Here is an 18,793-nt window from a genome sequence, read left to right as displayed (position 1 = left end):
ATACAATTCTCGACTGATTTTTACATGGATGGGATTTATGAATTTGCGAAAGAACGTTGATAGCACCAAAACTTTACCATAAGTAAGATATAATATCCATAAATATTAAATCCGTTTTTGCTAAGCATATTCAATTACTTATTGTAAATTAAACAAGTAATATACCAAACATTACTTATCAAATAAAAACCTCCTGAATTAATATTTATTCTAATAATAATCCAAGAAGAATAGTTCATCTATTCTATTTACACATAATTATTACAGTCTCCCTTCAAGTCCAACTTTAAATAATTCACGTTGATAAATATGTGCTATATAAAACCAAACTTATTTAATGTCAACCACGTGTTTTACCTCCAGCAATATTGTAAGTAACACCATGAATATAACTTGCTCGGTTACTGCTCAAATAACATACTAAATCGGCTACTTCACTTAATTTGCCACACCTGCCCAAAGGAGTTGTCGATGTCCGTCTATAACCATCGCGTAATTGTACCACAGTAATACCACGAGTGTACGCCAAAGCAGTCTCGTATTCTGGTGTTCTAAGACCAGTTGCTTCTAAAATGCCTGGAGCAACGGCAATTACGCGTACGCCCATACGCCCTAGTTCTTTTGCCCAAGAACGTGTTAAAGAATTTACAGCATTTTTAGTTGCAGCATATATACTTTGTCCTTCTGAGCCCTCAAGACCACTTTCAGAGGAAATATTAATAATTATCCCTTTTTTACTTTTTACAAACTCGCGTCCAACTATTTGTGAACAGAAAAAAAGCCCTTTTAAATTTATATTTATAATTTTGTCAAATATACTTTCAGTAATTTCGTACATTGGAGAATTTCCCCCTGAACGATAATCAATCAATAATCCAGGAATATTGATGCCAGCATTATTAACTAAAATATTAATAGACCCAAATGTTTTTTTTGTTGCTGACACCATATCTTCAATACTCTTTTTATCTGTAATATCTATAGTAAAGTAAGATAATTTACCACTGCTCTTTTTTATGTCAAATTCAGGTTCTTTTTTATTTATATCACAAACGATGGCGTTAGCGCCATTGTCTAAATAGGCTTGAGCTATAGCTTTGCCAATTCCAGAAGCTCCTCCTGTTATAATGGCTGTTTTCCCTTCCAAATTTAACCATGAAGTCAAAAAATCACCCTTTTTCTAAATTTTATCATCGGCCATAGATTCTTCGTGTATATCAATGTAACTATGTGAGTCGGCTTTACTACTAGCCAGTAAGAAAAATAAAGCTTCAATTACAGTCATAGCAGCAAGTCTCGTAAGCACAAAACTGAACTCTGGGAAAAATAATCGTTCTCGCGAAATAGTATTAATATGATAATCAGCTCTTGAAGATAGTGATGAGGTTGCAGAATTTGTTATAGCAACAACAGTTGCTTTTTGCTTAGCAGCAACGTCAATAATGCTCAGGAGATTTTTAGATTCACCTGACGCTGATATTGCGATAACTACGTCACCTTTCTTCAATCTGTGTGCAATTACCAGCTGATGTTCCCAAATTGTCGAGGAAAAAGAAGTTATACCTAATTCAGTAAATTTATAAGCTCCATCCAAAGCGATGGGGATAGTATTGCCCTGTGCAGCAAACAATACTAGATTAGCATTTTTAATACAATTAATAATACATTCCAGATCTTTAATATTAATATTCAATATTGTTTGTTTTAATTCTTCATACTTATTAGCCAAAATATTTCGTAATGATTGTTCCAAATGATTAATATCAATGGTATTTGACACTTCAGCATTGTCGTGATTGACCATTTCTTTAGCCATTTTTATTTTTAAATGATAAAAACCCTTACAACCACATTTTTTACATACTCTTACAATTGTTGCCTTGCTGGATTCACTTTCATCTGCCAATTCGGCAACAGTCATATTTATAACTTGATCTGAATGTGCCATTATGTAATCAGCTACTCTTTTTTCGGCATCAAATAAATCATTGTAACAGGAAGCTATCTTATCAATTACATTAAAACCTTTTTCTCCCGGCATATACCAACACGTCCCTTTGTAATAGTAAACTTTTGTTTATATTTATATTATATATCAGGTGCGTGTTCAATAAAATATTGTTCAGATTCAAAGCTCCAAAAGTTATTATTTTTTTTAATGATTTGTGATAAAATTTTTCTAAAGTTATCATTCGCAGTGTCAAAATCTGATAGTTGTGTCAAAGGGAACTTTTTATTGGTATATGCTATTTTTTTACCACCATTTAGCTCTGAAAGGTGTATTGTAGTTTGTGCAACATCATTCAATCCTAAAACATGAGATACAATCTTAGCTACATTTATACACTGTGACTCGATCAATGATATAGCTTCTTTCATATCATTTGTATTACCACCGCTAGTTCCAACAATATGGGTAGCTTTGTAATGTACATTGTAAAAATTGATTTTGGGGCTAAATGCATGGTTAGTCGGTCCAGCAAAAAAATTTAGACATCCATCATAAGAAAGTAATGTTTCAGCCTGCTGAACTAGCTTTTCATCAGGGGCGAACACAAACACGTCATTAAACTCAACAAAATTTCCTATTATTTTTTGTATGGTTTCTTTGGTGTTTCCTGAGTCTTTTGTATTGATGTAGTATAGGTCTACTCCTTGCTTTTTTGCTTCGTCCTTAGGATATAACTTTTCAGCTAGATCAAGTTTTTCTTGTGTTCTTCCAGTAATAACTAATAATTTAGGCTTTTTAGGACCATGCAGTGCCAAATCAATTGCAAGAAAACCCATTGGGCCAGTTGCACCCAATATAGTCATGTTGCCGTTTTCCTTTATACCCATAACATGTTTATGACTGTACATCTTCTCCAAATGATAATTAGCATTAAAAGCACCTATAACGCAAGACAATGGTTCAATTAAGGATCCTTCAAAATATGTTTTACCATTATAATGAAGTAGGCTGCCATTTTCCATTATTTGATTTTGGATTATAATTTTTGTAGCATCACCGCCGATTAATTGGTATGAATAACCAGGTGCATAACAATTTTTTGCACCAATATTAGGTTGAATTACAAATTTATCACCGGGCTGAAATTCGGCAGCCCATTTTTTACCAACAGCTAAAATATTTCCACAAAATTCGTGTCCAATAATAATAGGATTTTTTTTAATATCATCCGGTACTTTATTATGCAGAACACCTTGTTTAACTGCCTTGAACGTTGACATGCACAGACTGTCAGTGATGACCTCCGCTAATATTTCGTCATTTTTCATTGTTGGTAAATCAAATTCTTCCAATCTTAAATCATTTCCACTATACAATCTAACTGCTTTTGTTTTCATTATCATGACCTTCTATAATAGGGTAAATTATATATTAATATGCTACGCAAATAATATATTTGTTGTATTAAAAATCTCAATTATGCTAGTATCCCTAATGCAGAGCCTACTATGCCAACCGCAAATAAAATAAATATTAACATTATAGGACTTATACGCATCTTTAATAATTTGCAGACTAAGAGTGTTAAACCCAATCCTAACATGCCTGGCATAAGCTGATCAAAAATATTTTGTAATGTTGTAGTAATAACTGAACCATCCGATGCGGTTATTTGTGAAACAACAACAGGAACGTTGATTACAGTCCATTTTGAGACTAGTGCTCCCATAACAAAAAATCCCAAAATAGAAGCGCCTTCCGTAATCTTCTGCAATTTATTGCCTTTTAGTTCATTTAAAACCAAATCTAATCCCTTTTTATACCCATAAAATAAGCCTAACCATAATGAAGCTAACCTGGCTAAATTAAATAAGGTAAAAAAAAGTATCGGTCCCAAAACACTTCCAGTCAATGCAATTGAAGCACCTAATGCAGCTGTTATTGGCCTGAGTGTTCCCCAAAAAATTGGATCACCAACACCGCAAAACGGTCCCATCATCCCAATTTTAATACTATTGATAGCACTTTCCTCAATTTTTGCACCATTGGCTTTTGCTTCTTCCATAGCTGCCGTAACACCGAGTACCGGACCAACGCATGCTGGTGTGACATTGAAAAATGACAAGTGCCTTTTTAAAGCAGCAACCTGATCTTCAGGCGAACTATATAATCTTTTTATTGCAGGAACCATATTAAAACAAAAACCTAGGGCATGAATTCTTTCAAAATTAAAGGAAGCTTGTTGAAAATTTGTTCTTATAAACATATTAATTAAGTCACCTTTTGTTAAACTTTTTTTAATATCCATTTTAATTCTCCTCACTCAATTATCTAATTCATCATCAAGACTATTAGCTACAACAGAGGTATTCATTGATGTCTGATTCATTTGAAATTTAGGATTAAGTTGGACATAAATCATTGCTAAAAAAAGGCCTAAAACACCAAAAGCGACTAAATTAAAAGTGGTGAAACCAGCAATTACAAAACCCAAGAAAAAAAATGGCAGCAAATATTTAGCACCCATCATATTTATAACCATTGAATACCCAACAACTACAATAAATCCACTGGCTACTTTAAGCCCAGTAGTTATAAAAGCGGGAATTAATGCCAATAATTGCTGCACACCGGCCGGACTTACGAATAATGAAATTAATAAGACTGGAATAGCCACACGTAATGCCTGTATAATTAGGGCACTAATATGACAAAAATCAATCGCACGGAAATTGCCATTTTCAGCATATTTATCAGCAGCATGCTGAAAAATAACAGTAATAGTTCTGGCAATAACTGTTAAAACTTGTCCTGCGGCAGCGACAGGAAGGGCAATTGCTATACCAGTTGCAATTGATTGATTGCCAATAATAACAAGCATAGCTGAAATAATGCTAGCCAAGGCGGAGTCTGGTGATTGCGCCGCACCAATATTCATCCAGCCTAGAGCAATCAGTTCTAATGTTCCACCTAAAATAATTCCTGTAGTAAGATCACCTAAAACCAAACCCACCAATGTACACGCAATTAGAGGTCGGTGCGTTTGAAAAGAATCTAAAACACTTCCCATTCCAGCAATAGCAGCAACTAAAAAAAGTAAAATAATTTGGAATATACTAAGCACCATAAATAAAACCTTCTTTCTTTCAAATTTAATATTGAATATGAATAATAAAGAAAATTTAAAATTTTGTCATTATATCTATTTTTACATCATTTGCAACTGGACGTATTTCAAGCTCTATACCCAACTGATGTAGTTTTTTGAATGTTTCTCTATCAAAATCATCTACTGATATTGCTTTAGTAATTTGTTTTTTCCCATTTTTAAACGACATACCACCAATATTAATGCTTTTTATAGGCACACCCCCTTCAATCATTCGTAAAACATCTTGAGGGCAGGTAAATAAAAAAAACACTGTATCATTTTTATATTTTGGATTGTTGTAGACACGAATTGCTTTTTCAACATCAACTACATTAACCTTAATGCCAGGTGGAGCAACCTGCAATACAAGTGCTTTGCGAATAGTATCGTTCATAACTTCATCACTGCAAACTATTATTCTTTCAGCATTTGCAGCTTTAGCCCATACAGTTGCCACCTGCCCATGTATCAAACGATCATCAATACGACATAGTCTTATTATCATTACAATTCCTCCAATTCTGATAAATATGATAATTCTTGGCTAGAACGGATATAACTTGATTTATTAGATAAAATCTTTTCTGCTAATTTTTGTATAGAAATATCTTTTTCATAGCGCGACATTAAAACATCAAGTATCATTGGTAAACTTGCACCAGCAATAACTAAACAACCTTTATTTTGCAATGCAATACTAGCAGCAATATTATATGGGGTACCACCAAATACATCAGTAATAATAAGTACTTCTGTGGAATTGTCTATACATTCTAAAAACTTACTTTTTAAAATATATAAGTCTTCTCCTGAAATAAACTCTACAATATTAATATCTTTTTGCTCTCCACAGATCATTTCTGCAGAATTTAAAAGTTCACTAGCTAAATGTCCATGCGATGCTAATATTATTTTCATATAATCTCTCCTTGATCGTAAAACGTAGTATAAAATAAAACCTTAAAAACAAAAGTAAAATCTTAATATTATCAAGAGATATAAGCTTTTTTTCAACAAAAAAACAATGACCTCCTAAAATGCAGTATAATTAGAGTGCTAACACCAATCATCCGTAAAGGAGTTCATTGCTATGCACATTATTATACTTCACTTTTTAACAATAATCCAATACCAACAAAAAATTATTCGCAGTCTCTTACGATTTATCTGCAACTATATTCCTCTTAAACAATGGTCGTGGGATGATTCACATTCCTTTAAGTACCAAAAGTTTAAAGTAGATAGGCTTCCTATTATGATTGATCATCGCAATGGATAAGATTTTGCTCTGCTGCAAAATATTACCACCAGCGTTATGGTAAGGCTGTAAAATCAATCAGCCACCGTTCTCCTGACACTTGCGTGTCTGATTTTTGCACCTGTCCATGTTGTGGTGCTGCATCTGATTATATTTATAAAAACAACAGTTCAAAAGGTCGATTCCTTTGCAAGGTGTGTAGCACAACTTGCACTTCAAGTGAAAAACGACCCACGCTGTACTGCCCACACTGCGATCACACTTTAGTTCACAAAAAAGATCGTAAATTTTTTAGAATCTATAAATGTGTTAACAAAAAATATTCCTATTATCTGCAAAATCTTAAGCATGTAGATAATGAGCATCTAACCCAGCCATATGGCAAAACTGCTACAAGCTGCATTATATTTACCGAGCATTTGTTGTTAATTTCTTCCGTATAGCTTTAAATTTCTTACCGGCTAACGCTTCTTCCCTGCACTTTCGTAAGCATGATACACACATAACGAGACTGTGCCTGACGATGCTGTGAATCTTGGTTTATCCTTGCATAAAACCGCTCAAGCTATGCATGAGTTATTTAATGTCTCTATTTCCCACCAGCAGTTCGCTAATTATGCCAGAACGGCTTCTTTACTGGTTAAACCTTTTGTAGATTATTATGACTACCAGCCATCTGCCACTATGATTATCGATGAAACTTATATAAAAGTTCGTGGAATTAGGGATTATATGTGGTTTGTTATGGATGCTGTTTCCCGTTCAATCCTCAGTTACCACGTTTCTGATTTACGTGATACTGGTTCATGATTCTGGTTCTACGCAAAGCTTTCCATTCTTTAAAAAATCTGTCGGAAAGTTTCCGCCTTATTGTTGATGGCTCCAGCGCGTATCCTTTTGCTGCCCAGCAGTTTCAGATGACCTATGGTGATGCTTTTAAGTTTGCTGTTACCCATGTTATTGGTTTAACCAATGATGACGATGTTTCAAAGAAATTTTGTCCTTTCAAGCAGCTTGTTGAACGATTAAACCGTACTTTTAAGTCATCATACCTTGTCCGCTGCGGCTACGATAATTACAATGGGTCTAGCTGTAATGTAGCTCTTTGGATTGCCTACTACAATTTTCTGAGGCTGCATCAGAGCATATATAACAACGTTCTGAATAAAGTAACCAAATTAGATGGTACAAAAAATATGCCTGGCAAGTGGCAGATAATGATTTATTTAAGACAGCAGACAATTCTTCGGTTACAGGGAACAGCAACACGCTGCTTAAATAATTCTCTTGGAAGGGCATAACAAAACATTACTAAGTTATAAGTGCTGTCTTATATTGATAGCACTGTTTTGCTATGCCCTTCCAATTCTCAATGCCAATGAATGCTGTTCCTTTTTATACAGTTTTTCTAATTATTTTGCTGGTTTATGCGATTATTTCCTTTTTAACTGTTCGTTTTTACTTGTCTTATTTTTTCATAGCGTATTTTACACTATCATCTGAAATTTATTAAGCTTAACATCTTAAAAATTTTATTTCATTCAAATAATATGTATGAAACTTTTTTTAATATGATTATATTATATTAGTGAAAAAAAGTTTTGTCAATACTATATATAAAGAAATTTATTTCTTAATATTTAAACTATCAATGTATACACATAAATAATGTCTACTGCGTAAAAACGATTTTTGGGGAAGCATTCATTAGAACGACCTTAAAAATGCCTACACGATGTTTATTACCAAATTTAAAATTTAAGCGCACTAAAGCTTGCTCAGATTCAATGCCAAAATCAACAAGGCGGCGAGAGTATATCACATTTTGTGTAAACCTCATGGATTAATACTGGAAATACCTCGGTTGTCAATCAACAGCCGAGCTACTTTTTTACCATCATTCCAAATCAGCTGATTCGATACGGTCAGCGAAATAAATGCAAAACCGGGAAATAATTTCATTCCAGTCACGGTTGCTGGTCCTCGCGATATGGGAAACGTCCGTCCGATTCCTCTTCACAGCCTATGGATTGAACTTACCTTTCCGATCATGAGGAATGTCGAGAGGATCCCCATTGTAGATGTCACGATTTTTTGCTATAACCATTCCAGTTGTCATCCGTATCTTTGTTTTTATAATCGTACTTGGAGTAACCAAGATGCACATCCATCTCAGCTTCCAGCATTGCGTATTTCCGAAGAGATCCCTGAGCATGTTCTGCGCATTCTACGCGTCTTCTGGTTAATATGCACTCAGCAATTTCTGGAGAAATTCTTTACGTTCTGGGGAAAATTTTCTTTGCATGTCCATAATAATACCGCTGGTATTGATAAGACTCTATACAATATCAGCGGCATTATGTTACACAATATAAGTTATCTTTATATTTAAAATAAACCTGCTATTAATTCACTTCCTTTAATAAACAACCAACCTACCCATGTTGTGACAGGTCCGACCAAATTAGTAATGAATGTGAATTCTTTTACCGAAGTAATTTGAGAATCCACTGCGGCTTTTGTAAATTCCGGCGCCAATGATGTGCCCGCATAGAAGATCACTATGATGATGAAAATACCGGAAATCAACATACGAAAAATATTTCGTTTGCAAAAAGGGGCTATTATTGCAAATAAAAACATTAATGAAGCCAAATCAGCAAATGGTAAAACTTTATTTCCCGGTAAAACAAAAGCTAATGCTATTGCAAACGGCAGCAGCAGTAGTCCTGTTGATAAGACTGCCGGATCATCGATCAGCAGCGCTGTATCCATTCCAATATAGAACTGCCTATTTGGAAACCAAATCTTTAGTTTTTTATTGACGTGTTCTTTTACCAATACCAATCCTGACACTAAAACATTAACCACTACCGGCAGCAAATACATTGCAGCAGCGATATTTACTGCCAATGTCAAAACTTTAGGCATATCATATCCGGCGAGTATTCCCATGATTGCCCCAATAATCGCACCAAAACTAATAGGTTCACCTAAAATACCCAGCCGCTTGTTGATAGTTTCAGGATCAAACTGTATCTTATTTAATCCAGGAATATGTTCGCAAATCCAGTTTCCTGCTATCCCAAATGGTACCCACGCCAAACAAGTCAAATGAGGAAAAGAAATCCCATCCAAGTTTTTATTGGGAAATTGCCTCTGAATAATTGGCTGCGTAATATCTGCCACAATAAGCGTTAAAGCATAAATAATCCAAACGGCTATTACAGAAATCCAAAAATTATCCGTGCCTGCATAAATTGCTGTACCCACAAGCAAGAATATCCAAAAATTAAATATATCCAAATCCACTGTTTTTGTGATATTAGGAATCAATAATATTGCATTTATAACCAAAAAACCAATAACTGTAACCAGCATGATTGGCGAACCCCAGCTAATCGTAGATGCTGTTCCCCATCCTACGTCAGTGACCGTAAGTTGCAATCCAAGCCTTTCTACCATAGCCTTAGATGCCGGACCAAGTGCATTCAGCATCATTGTGATAACCATGGAAACTCCAGTAAATCCAACTCCCACCAGCATACCAGCCTTAAATGCCTTAGCCGGATGCATTCTGAAAATCATGCCCACCACAAAGAAAATTATTGGCATCATAACTGCCGACCCTAAATTAACAATCATGTTAATTATTGGCATATTATTCACGCTCCTCCTATAATACAGGACTGCTGCACATAAAGCATTTTCATTCATAAACACACACTATCCGACTTTTTTGTCCGTCCTTAGAAAAATGAACAATCACTAGCAATGATATATTGCATTTCTATGATGTAAATGTATCGTGCGACAGTCCCTTTTTTTATAATTTATTAATTATTTTTATCTTTTAAAAATCTCTCTGCAAATAATTTAGGAGTATTTTTAAATGCATCTGCTGTTGTACCTGCCAAATGAGAAGTTAAGGTCACATTTGGTAATGTTAAAAATGGAGAATTTGCTGGTAATGGTTCATCATCAAACGTATCAATTGCCGCACCGGCTAATCGTCTTTCCGATAGGACGCGTACCAGTGCCTTCTCATCCACTAAGGCTGAACGCGCTGTATTTATAAAATAAGTTTTTTCATCCATCAACTCAAAAATGTGCTGATTGATAATATGATGTGTTTCCTCAGTAGCCCGCATATGAATTGTAACTATATCGGCTTCCTGCACAAGTTCTTCAATATTGTTATATTTTTTTGCCCCTTTAGCATCGCTAACATATGGATCATAATAAATTATCTTGGCACCAAATCCATCCAAAAATTTGGCTACGAGTTGTCCTATATGTCCAAAACCAATAATTCCAATGGTTTTTCCGCCCAGTTCAGGAATATTATCCTTATTAGGAAAATCCTTAAACCAAATATCCCTATGCATTTGTGCATTAGTCCGGGCAATATTTCTGGTTTCCGACAAAATCATGCCAACAGTGAACTCCGCCACAGCTCTGGCATTTCGTCCTGCGGTATTTAAAACTTTTATTCCTTTACTATTGGCATATTCTTCATCCACATTTTCTATACCGCCTCTTAAGACTCCTATATATCTTAGCTTTGCAGCTTTATCAATTATATTTTTGCCAATCGGCGTAAACTGTGTGATGATTAAATCAAATGTATCGATATTTTTCAATAATTCATGATCATTCACTTCGACAGCATTAGCCCCATGCTGCTCAACTTTGATATTATCATTTTGCAGCGCTTCAACTGATTTATGGCTCCAATCGCGAATTTCAACTGTATCACCGTTATCTTCAAAAGCTTTTAATCCATTTTTTAACATTTCCGGTGTGATCAAATTATCACCAAATGCCAATATTTTCATAATCAATCTCATCCCTTATATTTAAATTTGTATTATCTCAGTGCATCAGCATACCACCGGTGACATCCACAGTTGCCCCCGTCATATAACTATATACATCGGAAACAAATAAAGTACCCATTTTCGCTATTTCTTCGGGTTCCACTACCCGCCCCATTGGAATTCTATTTACATAATAATTGGGATCCTTATCAAGATTTGCCTGAATCATCCTCGTGTGCATAATTCCGATGGCGATGTTATTACTGTTTATTCCCTTCTTCGCCTGTTCTCTGGCAAAAGAAGCATTAAAGGCAATCAATCCCGCTTTTGAAGCAGCATAGTGTGAATGTCCTGTTGTAGAACCGTAATAAGCTGCCTGACTGGTTATGTTTAAAACATGTCCGCCATGACCTTCTCTATTTGCATATTGGGCAAATTTCTGACATAAAAGAAACGGTGCCCTTAAATTTGTTTCCAACTGCAAATCCCAGTCTTCAGATTTTATTTCAGTAACCAGTCCGGTCAGCCATACTCCGGCATTATTAATCAAAATATCAATTTGTCCAAATTTTTTATGAACTTCATCGAATAACAGTTTTGCCTGTTCAACTTTCGATAAATCCGTTTTAAAACCGTAGGCCTTCACCCCTATCTGAGTGGCTGTTATCTTTTCTACTTCACCTGGATTTTCTTTTTCACTGTAGTAGCTGAATCCGACAGTCACACCCTCTTTTGCCAATTCCAGTACGAACTGCTTTCCCAATCCCGTCGCTCCACCGGTAACAAGTGCTTTTTTACCTTTTAACCCCAATTCCATGATGCTCAATCCTTTCAATTTTCAATTACATACCAATTCTTTAGCTTTTGGTTTTAATAAAACAGTATTTTCAATATTTGCCCAGACATCAGCTTGACTGATTACAGATTTTTTATATAATTCATATTTTTGTTTATATACTCCGGCCATAGTTGGATCAGGTTTTATTACCTTAGAAATATTTACCATATTTTCAGCAGCTGCGTGAAAATCAGGAAAAACTCCCGCCATAACACCGGCTGCCATTGATGTTCCTAAAGCGCCATTTTCCTTAACATTTACTAATTGCAATGTCCTTTGGAATACATTGGCAAACATTTGCAGCCATGTTTCTGAATTAGTTATTCCTCCGGCGATTCTAATTGGTGCATCCAAAATATGTTCATTAATATTCATAAGTTTTTCAACATGCGATTTATGGGCAAAACATACTCCTTCGTAAATTGCAGCAACAAATTCAGCCAACGATGTTTCTTTAGTTGCTCCTATAAAACCTGCTGAAGAATTGGCAACTCCCGCATTTGAACCAAAAATGAACGGATAAAAAATAAGCTTACTTTCCCATGGCTTAACAGACTCTACCAGCCTTGAACAATAATCGTAAACACTGCTTTCATCATCAACAATTTTCAATAATTTTGAATGAGCCTTTAAAAATGTATCAATAAACCATGTAAGATTTGAACCACTTGTTGGTGATGCCTCTGTTAATAAATGTTCTCCCGCAAGAGGATAATCCGAGGTCATAAATAAATCTTTTACTACTGTTATTTTATTATCAATATATTGATTTATACTCCATGTGCCAGTCACAATCGATAATTGATTATGTTTCACCAATCCCGTGGAAAGAGCGCTCGCTGTTATATCAATCAGTCCACCCGCTACCGGAGTTCCTCTGACCAACCCCGTCTTTTTACTCGCTTCTTCAGTAATTTCTCCGGCTTTTTCAGATGAACCAACTAACGGTGGCATTTTTTTCAACCATTTTTCTATACCAAAATATTCGAATACGGCTTCATCATAATTTTCCGTATCTTGATTAAATAAAGACGTCCCACTAGCATTTGAAACCTCAAATCCCGCCTTACCTGTTAGCCAGTACCTAACCAAGTCTGTTATCATGAACACATATTCAACCTTGTCATAAACCTCAGGTTCATTTATATCCAGCCATTTTAACAACGCCGGTGGCTGCGAACTCCAGATCGTTGCATACGTGCGCGGTCGTACAACATTTTCATAATTTTCATCCGACAACCATTTCTCAACGATTCTGTGGGCTCTATTATCTGTTGATATAATCCCATTTCTGACATAATTCCCATCTTTGCCTATAAGATATAGTCCATTCCCATGTCCAGTTGCAGATATCCCGATAACATCCTTAGAATTAATTCTGGACTTCTCTATAGCTCCCCTTATTGCTTCAAAATTAACACGTTTCAATTCGTCCATATCTCTTTCTGTCCAATATTCATAAGGAGTCAGCATATTTGTATAAGTGGTGCACTGTGCAACTTCCCGTCCTTTTAAATCATAAATAGCAGCCTTGCTCGAAGTTCCTCCATTATCAATGCCCATCAAATATTTCGACATCTTTAAATCTCCCTTCTAATCCCATAACTCTGTTTTGCTTGTGGTAATTCCACACATGCCTGCTGCAAAAATCTTTGCCACCATTTTTGAATCCCTGACAAATCCTCCGGCAATAAAAGGGATTCCACTTCCTAACTGTTGCAAATCAGCAAATTCCTGCATAGCACAATATGCCGGCAGTGTTTCTATAGCATCAAATTTATTTTTTCTTAATATTTCAGAAGTCCTTTTAAGCGATCTGCTATCAATCAAAAAGAAACGATAGACTACTATCAATCCTAAATTTTTAGCCATATTTCCTGCTTGGATATTCGTTGTAAAAACACCATCTAAATGATACATATTCTTAAGTAATTTCATACCTGCAATATCAGGTGCAAATCCCCCGATCAATTCCAGATGCGCAAATGCCTGTTTACCATGTTTATGCACATAGTCTACTTGTAACATCAGATTTCCTATATCGGTATTGCTCAATAATATAATTGGTGATTTAGCCTTACATGATAAAGACAGATATTTCATCTCTCTGACCGAAGGTATTACAATATTTTTAAATTGCATAATAATTTCTCCACATAATTTAGTATTTTTCTAATCAAAGTAAAAAATTATTGCATTGACCATGCTAAGAGATTGTATAGTTAAGCATTTAATCGCAAAAATGCAATTATTCTGTTAAACATTTAATATCAAATATTTAATTCATTTTTTATCAATACTCTGATTTTACATTTTCATAAATTTGAAGAGCCTCTTCAACATTTTTATTATCATGAATTAAAGCTGACAAAGCAGCTACCTTTCCAACCGGGTTAGGATCTTGTGTAATATTTCGTCCACAAGCAATACCCTTCACTCCTGCCTGCATTAGATTGTGAACATATTCAAAATAAGTTTTATTATCGGTTTTCGGACCACCAAGAGCGACTGTAGGTTTTACCGCATTTTCGACGATTTTTTTATCGATTGCAATATTACCGGTAAATCGTGTCTTTATGATATCTGCTCCATACTCTGAGCCCAATCTGGCCGCAGTCTTTATATATTCCGGATTTCCTGAATTAGGATATTTATCAATGACTGGATAGGAACAAGGCAGTGTTTCCGCCAACACCGGAACATTCCATTCTGTTCCCTGCTTTGCCAGTGACGAAAGCATTTTATGTGAAAATTCTTCTCTGCTTTTATCTCCCCCCGGAAATGTCATACACACAACACCATCTGCACCCAATTTCAAAGCATCAGTTACATCAAAGAATTGTGCCGTGTCCGGTACATTATTATTAAATACATCCACCGATCCATCTACCCGTAAAACAATAGGCACATCCAATAAATCTTCTGCAAACATTTGTGCCTGTCCATAAGTGACTAAAGCACAATTCAATCCATACTTTAAAAGATTTTTTACATTTTTGACCGAAAAATCAACACCTTCTGTGTGAGCACTAAAACCAAAACCATCAAGTGCCACAATAATAGTTTTTCCATCTTTCCCGAAAATTCGATTCATTCGTTTTGCCTTATCCATATAAACTTCCTCCTTAAAATATTACAAAAAAATAGAGCGCTCAAGTAAATTAATAAAAGCTGCCAGCTCTTATTAATCTAAATGAACGCTCTGTATTTCTTGTTCACAAAATCATCTTTAATTTTTACACTCTTATTCTAACTCTTAGCAAAATTATTGTCAATACAGAATTTTAGTTTTATTGACAAATTTCCAGCATATATGGTAAAAACAAAAAATTCATAATTTGCTAAAAATATTCATTAGGGATATTATAGATAAAAATGGCTGCCGCACATTACCATTCTTATAAAAGCAATACTAATCGTGCAACAGCCCTATATTAAATATTCAGGTAACAAATAAACTTTACCAAAGGAGACACAAACTATGTCTGAAGAAATTGAACTGGGTGATTTAATGCTGGACTGTGATAATGAAGAACGTTTAAGTAACTTTTACCACAAACTGCTTGGCTGGAAAAAACATCAAATGTTTGGGCACCCCGCAGTAAGCAGCAAAAACGGCCTGACGCTTTTATTCGTCGAAGACAATAACTACATACCACCAATATGGCCGGAAGAAAAAGGCAGACAACAAAAACAAATGCACCTCAACTTTGAGGTAAATGATTTGGCAGTTGCCGTACACAATGCAGAACTATATGGTGCAGTCAAGGCAAAAAATCAATTTGGTGGCAGTCAATTCATTACATTCTTCGACCCTTCCGGACACCCTTTTTGCCTTTGCGCTAAACATAAATTCTAAGCTTCTATATAAATAGATATTTCCAATCTTAATTATTGGTATTAAGCCGCACTGCAAAAGCGATTCTACCATTTGCATAAGATACATTAATTTTCCCCTTGAGAAGCTGTGTCAGTTCCTCTGCTATGGACAGACCTATGCCATATCCGCTTCTTTTACTGTTATGGGATATATCACCACGATAAAATCGTTCAAAAAAACGGGAATAATCGATGTTAGCACCATCAGCATATGTATTGGAAATAATAATATCTGCCATTTTTTTCTTACTTTTTATAAGAGATATTTCAATACTGCCGCCATCGTCGCAGTATTTAACAGCATTATCAACAAGAATATTTATAAGTTCATACACACACTTTGCATCAGATTTGATATATACCTGCGGGGCAATATGGCAAAGAAGCTTTTTCCCTTGATCCTGCGCCATTTGTCGAAATGCCCCAGCTATGCCAGTTACCGTTTCCGATAAGTCAATTTTTTCAATAGCAAGATCAGCGTGGGAGCCTTCTCCCCTTTTAGCCAGCATAATAAGATCATTTATCAAATTGGATAATCTTTGAACTTGTTTCAAAATACTTTCTGTCCACTGGCTTTTCCCACTGATCATTTCTATAGCTTCAGTATTAGTTGAAATAATAGCAATAGGTGTTTTAAGTTCATGCCCGGCATTGGTAATGAACCGTTTCTGATTTTCCATGTTACGGATAAAAGGCTTAATAGCCATATTACATAAAGCAGCTAAAATAATAACATACAGTATAATACAAACGAGACCTACCTTGAGCGAATAGCGCATAAATGACTCAACAGCATCTACATCATGCGTACAATCCATAATGACAATAAGAAAATCACCATTAAAATCTTTCGTCAGCATATAAGCATAACTGGCTCTGTCTTTTTTAAAAATTCCCTCAGTCTTTCCTGCCTGCACAATGGCCTGTGCATATTGGATCGCTTCATTCTTTGTAAATGCTACAGTATTTTGGGTATTAATCATCTTGACATATCCATCAGGACCCATGACAACGCTGAAAAAACGGACCTGATACGAAAAATCCGGTGTATCATCAGACCAATTTCTATCACCGAACCAACCGCCGCCCGGTACCATTTTATTTGGCGGCACATCACCGCCATTTTGTGAAATATATGAAAGGACCGACTCGACCTGCCCATTCATCCGCATATACGCAATCGTATTAATCAGACCCAGCACCCCAACAACAACAATAATAACTGCTATCGTTGCCATTAATATAAATTTTCGCCGCAGTCTTTTTATAATGTTCATGATTTTATACCACCTGCCTTATACATAAAACATAGCAATTGCAACTATATTTTTCCCCAAATACCTCTCAACCCGCTTTTCACCTTTCCACCAGTAAAAAATCTTCTCCCTTATTCCCTTCAATCCTAATATCAGCATTAACAGCTTCTAGTTTTTTCCGCAAATAAGACACATAAATCCAGACAACCGACTCGTCCACATCTGCCTCATTCTTCCAGACATGAGAGAAAATCATACTTGTTGACAATGCTTTTCCAACATTGAGCATAAAAAACTTCATAAGCTTTGTTTCTTTACTGGATAAACTAATAGAATTTTTACAGGATAGCTGCTGCTCTTCAACATCCAAATCGACTGCACCGACAGAAAGTTTTGTCGGTGTGTAAGAAACGGTGCGCCTTGTCATAGACCGGATACGCGCCAACAGTTCTCTCATGGCAAACGGTTTTGTCAGATAATCATCTGCGCCGGCATCAAGTCCGGTGATCCGATCATCTATTTCAGCCTTGGCAGTCAGCATTATTACCGGTGTCACGTCACCGCTGTCACGCAACTGTTTCAGCGCCCCAATGCCATCCAGCTTAGGCATCATAATATCAAAAATCATGCAGTCATATGTACTTTCCCGTGCTTTTTCTACCGCTGCCAATCCATTATATACAGCATCTACCTCATAACCGGAATGTTCCAGTATGGCCGTCACTGCAGCTGACATATCTCGCTCATCCTCTGCCAGTAATATCTTCACTTAATTTATCCCTCGCAATCATTGTTCACTACAAATCAAATTCCGTATCGTCTGCATTGATACATCACATGCAGCTAACTCATCAGCACAGCGCTTCAATTCTCTTTCTATAATATCAGTATTTTTAACATCATGCTTATATTTCATCTGATGTTCCAAACTAGCCCATGAATCCATGGCAATAGTCCTTATCTGTATTTCCGCAAAAAAATGTCCGGGATTTGCTCCAGCTGGATCTTCGTAAGGCTCCGTAAATTCAAGGATCATATGGTAGCTGCGATACCCATTCGGTTTGACATGCTTGATATAATCTTTTTCCTGTACTATACGGCATCCCGCCATTGCCTTAATATACCTGACATTCAAATAAATATCGTCAACAAACCGGCAGACAATGCGAATACCAATTGCATCCTTTATATTCAAAAGAGCTGACTGAGATGTCTCGGGCAATCCCTTGCGACGACATTTCTCTGCCATGCTGTCAGACGATTTGATACGATATATTAAATGCTCATACGCCATTTCACCATTTTTAGCTTTTTCCTGTTCATTATACGCTTCAATACGGGCAGCAATATCTGCCAAAACTGCTTTTAAAGCTGGTCTATACTTTCCGTATATATCATCTGTCATTCACACTTCACCTCAACCACAATGCAATTCATTCAAATTTGCAGTCAAATTACATAGTGCTGATTATGTCATTACTTTTTTTAATTGTCAACATTCTTACCTATAAAAAATATTCGTCACGCTTATAACTAAACCCTCTGCCATATGAAACATTGCCATCAGATTTATAAAAACAAAATAATCTTTAAGAATTTTTATAAACCACATATCTTTAAGCCCTCCTTAACAGGCAATT

Annotated in this window: 21 protein-coding genes; 4 read left to right on the top strand and 17 right to left on the bottom strand. The window is 35.7% G+C overall.

Going from position 1 to position 18,793, the window contains the following annotated elements; genetic code table 11:
• Positions 1-340: 340 nt before the first annotated feature.
• The 7 genes from I6751_RS10960 to I6751_RS10930 all read right to left on the bottom strand — a co-directional run bounded on the left by I6751_RS10960 (position 341) and on the right by I6751_RS10930 (position 6,020).
• Positions 341-1,165, bottom strand: a complete 825-nt coding sequence (locus I6751_RS10960; protein WP_196591974.1) for an SDR family oxidoreductase — start codon at positions 1,163-1,165, stop codon at positions 341-343.
• Between the two features lie 15 nt (positions 1,166-1,180).
• On the bottom strand, positions 1,181-2,041 hold the full coding sequence (locus I6751_RS10955; protein WP_196591973.1) for a MurR/RpiR family transcriptional regulator: 861 nt from the start codon (positions 2,039-2,041) through the stop codon (positions 1,181-1,183).
• Between the two features lie 47 nt (positions 2,042-2,088).
• A complete protein-coding gene (locus tag I6751_RS10950) occupies positions 2,089-3,348 on the bottom strand; it encodes a zinc-binding dehydrogenase (protein WP_231037979.1) in 1,260 nt (419 codons plus the stop codon).
• Positions 3,349-3,428: 80 nt separating this feature from the next.
• Positions 3,429-4,259: a PTS system mannose/fructose/sorbose family transporter subunit IID gene (locus I6751_RS10945; protein WP_196591972.1), complete on the bottom strand. Its 831-nt coding sequence runs from the start codon at positions 4,257-4,259 to the stop codon at positions 3,429-3,431.
• 15 nt (positions 4,260-4,274) lie between these two features.
• Positions 4,275-5,078, bottom strand: coding sequence for a PTS mannose/fructose/sorbose transporter subunit IIC (locus I6751_RS10940; protein ID WP_196591971.1), 804 nt, complete (start codon positions 5,076-5,078; stop codon positions 4,275-4,277).
• Positions 5,079-5,133: 55 nt separating this feature from the next.
• The gene (locus tag I6751_RS10935; RefSeq protein ID WP_196591970.1) at positions 5,134-5,607 is read right to left on the bottom strand and encodes a mannose/fructose/sorbose PTS transporter subunit IIB; all 474 of its coding nucleotides are present in this window, start codon (positions 5,605-5,607) and stop codon (positions 5,134-5,136) included.
• Positions 5,607-6,020: a PTS sugar transporter subunit IIA gene (locus tag I6751_RS10930; protein ID WP_196591969.1), complete on the bottom strand. Its 414-nt coding sequence runs from the start codon at positions 6,018-6,020 to the stop codon at positions 5,607-5,609. The genes I6751_RS10935 and I6751_RS10930 overlap by 1 nt, the downstream gene beginning before the upstream one ends.
• A 172-nt stretch (positions 6,021-6,192) precedes the next feature.
• On the opposite strand from I6751_RS10930, the gene I6751_RS10925 reads away from it, so the two are divergent.
• The 3 genes from I6751_RS10925 to I6751_RS10915 all read left to right on the top strand — a co-directional run bounded on the left by I6751_RS10925 (position 6,193) and on the right by I6751_RS10915 (position 7,661).
• Positions 6,193-6,381: a hypothetical protein gene (locus I6751_RS10925; protein WP_196591968.1), complete on the top strand. Its 189-nt coding sequence runs from the start codon at positions 6,193-6,195 to the stop codon at positions 6,379-6,381.
• Between the two features lie 546 nt (positions 6,382-6,927).
• The gene (locus I6751_RS10920) at positions 6,928-7,170 is read left to right on the top strand and encodes a DDE-type integrase/transposase/recombinase (RefSeq protein ID WP_196599097.1); all 243 of its coding nucleotides are present in this window, start codon (positions 6,928-6,930) and stop codon (positions 7,168-7,170) included.
• A complete protein-coding gene (locus I6751_RS10915) occupies positions 7,167-7,661 on the top strand; it encodes an integrase core domain-containing protein (RefSeq protein WP_196591966.1) in 495 nt (164 codons plus the stop codon). Before I6751_RS10920 ends, I6751_RS10915 begins: the two co-directional genes overlap by 4 nt.
• A 535-nt stretch (positions 7,662-8,196) precedes the next feature.
• Here the strand turns inward: I6751_RS10915 and I6751_RS14015 are convergent.
• The 7 genes from I6751_RS14015 to I6751_RS10885 form a co-directional block, all read right to left on the bottom strand.
• Positions 8,197-8,331, bottom strand: coding sequence for a hypothetical protein (locus I6751_RS14015; RefSeq protein WP_269140849.1), 135 nt, complete (start codon positions 8,329-8,331; stop codon positions 8,197-8,199).
• A 417-nt stretch (positions 8,332-8,748) separates the two neighbouring features.
• Entirely contained in the window at positions 8,749-10,020 is a 1,272-nt protein-coding gene (locus I6751_RS10910; RefSeq protein WP_196591965.1) for a PTS transporter subunit IIC, read from the bottom strand.
• Between the two features lie 176 nt (positions 10,021-10,196).
• Positions 10,197-11,198 carry a 2-hydroxyacid dehydrogenase gene (locus I6751_RS10905; RefSeq protein WP_196591964.1) on the bottom strand — a complete coding sequence of 334 codons (1,002 nt, stop codon included), beginning with the start codon at positions 11,196-11,198 and terminating at the stop codon, positions 10,197-10,199.
• 37 nt (positions 11,199-11,235) lie between these two features.
• Positions 11,236-11,997 (bottom strand): SDR family NAD(P)-dependent oxidoreductase, encoded by a 762-nt coding sequence (locus I6751_RS10900; protein WP_196591963.1) that lies wholly within the window; start codon positions 11,995-11,997, stop codon positions 11,236-11,238.
• 21 nt (positions 11,998-12,018) lie between these two features.
• Positions 12,019-13,596: an FGGY-family carbohydrate kinase gene (locus I6751_RS10895; RefSeq protein ID WP_196591962.1), complete on the bottom strand. Its 1,578-nt coding sequence runs from the start codon at positions 13,594-13,596 to the stop codon at positions 12,019-12,021.
• 15 nt (positions 13,597-13,611) lie between these two features.
• Positions 13,612-14,160, bottom strand: a complete 549-nt coding sequence (locus I6751_RS10890) for a glycerol-3-phosphate responsive antiterminator (RefSeq protein ID WP_196591961.1) — start codon at positions 14,158-14,160, stop codon at positions 13,612-13,614.
• A 151-nt stretch (positions 14,161-14,311) separates the two neighbouring features.
• A complete protein-coding gene (locus tag I6751_RS10885; protein ID WP_196591960.1) occupies positions 14,312-15,130 on the bottom strand; it encodes a class I fructose-bisphosphate aldolase in 819 nt (272 codons plus the stop codon).
• A gap of 369 nt (positions 15,131-15,499) precedes the next feature.
• Between I6751_RS10885 and I6751_RS10880 the strand changes: the two genes are divergently transcribed.
• Positions 15,500-15,877, top strand: a complete 378-nt coding sequence (locus I6751_RS10880) for a VOC family protein (RefSeq protein ID WP_196591959.1) — start codon at positions 15,500-15,502, stop codon at positions 15,875-15,877.
• Positions 15,878-15,905: 28 nt separating this feature from the next.
• On the opposite strand, the gene I6751_RS10875 is transcribed toward I6751_RS10880, so the two are convergent.
• The 3 genes from I6751_RS10875 to I6751_RS10865 form a co-directional block, all read right to left on the bottom strand.
• A complete protein-coding gene (locus I6751_RS10875) occupies positions 15,906-17,174 on the bottom strand; it encodes a sensor histidine kinase (RefSeq protein ID WP_196591958.1) in 1,269 nt (422 codons plus the stop codon).
• Between the two features lie 79 nt (positions 17,175-17,253).
• Positions 17,254-17,922, bottom strand: coding sequence for a response regulator transcription factor (locus I6751_RS10870; protein ID WP_196591957.1), 669 nt, complete (start codon positions 17,920-17,922; stop codon positions 17,254-17,256).
• A gap of 18 nt (positions 17,923-17,940) precedes the next feature.
• Positions 17,941-18,558 (bottom strand): GTP pyrophosphokinase, encoded by a 618-nt coding sequence (locus tag I6751_RS10865; RefSeq protein ID WP_196591956.1) that lies wholly within the window; start codon positions 18,556-18,558, stop codon positions 17,941-17,943.
• Positions 18,559-18,793 lie beyond the last annotated feature (235 nt).

Source organism: Pectinatus frisingensis (assembly GCF_015732285.1).
Lineage (GTDB): Bacteria > Bacillota > Negativicutes > Selenomonadales > Selenomonadaceae > Pectinatus > Pectinatus frisingensis.
Note: the sequence above shows the minus strand (reverse complement) of the source record. Positions and strands in the feature narration are given on the sequence as shown.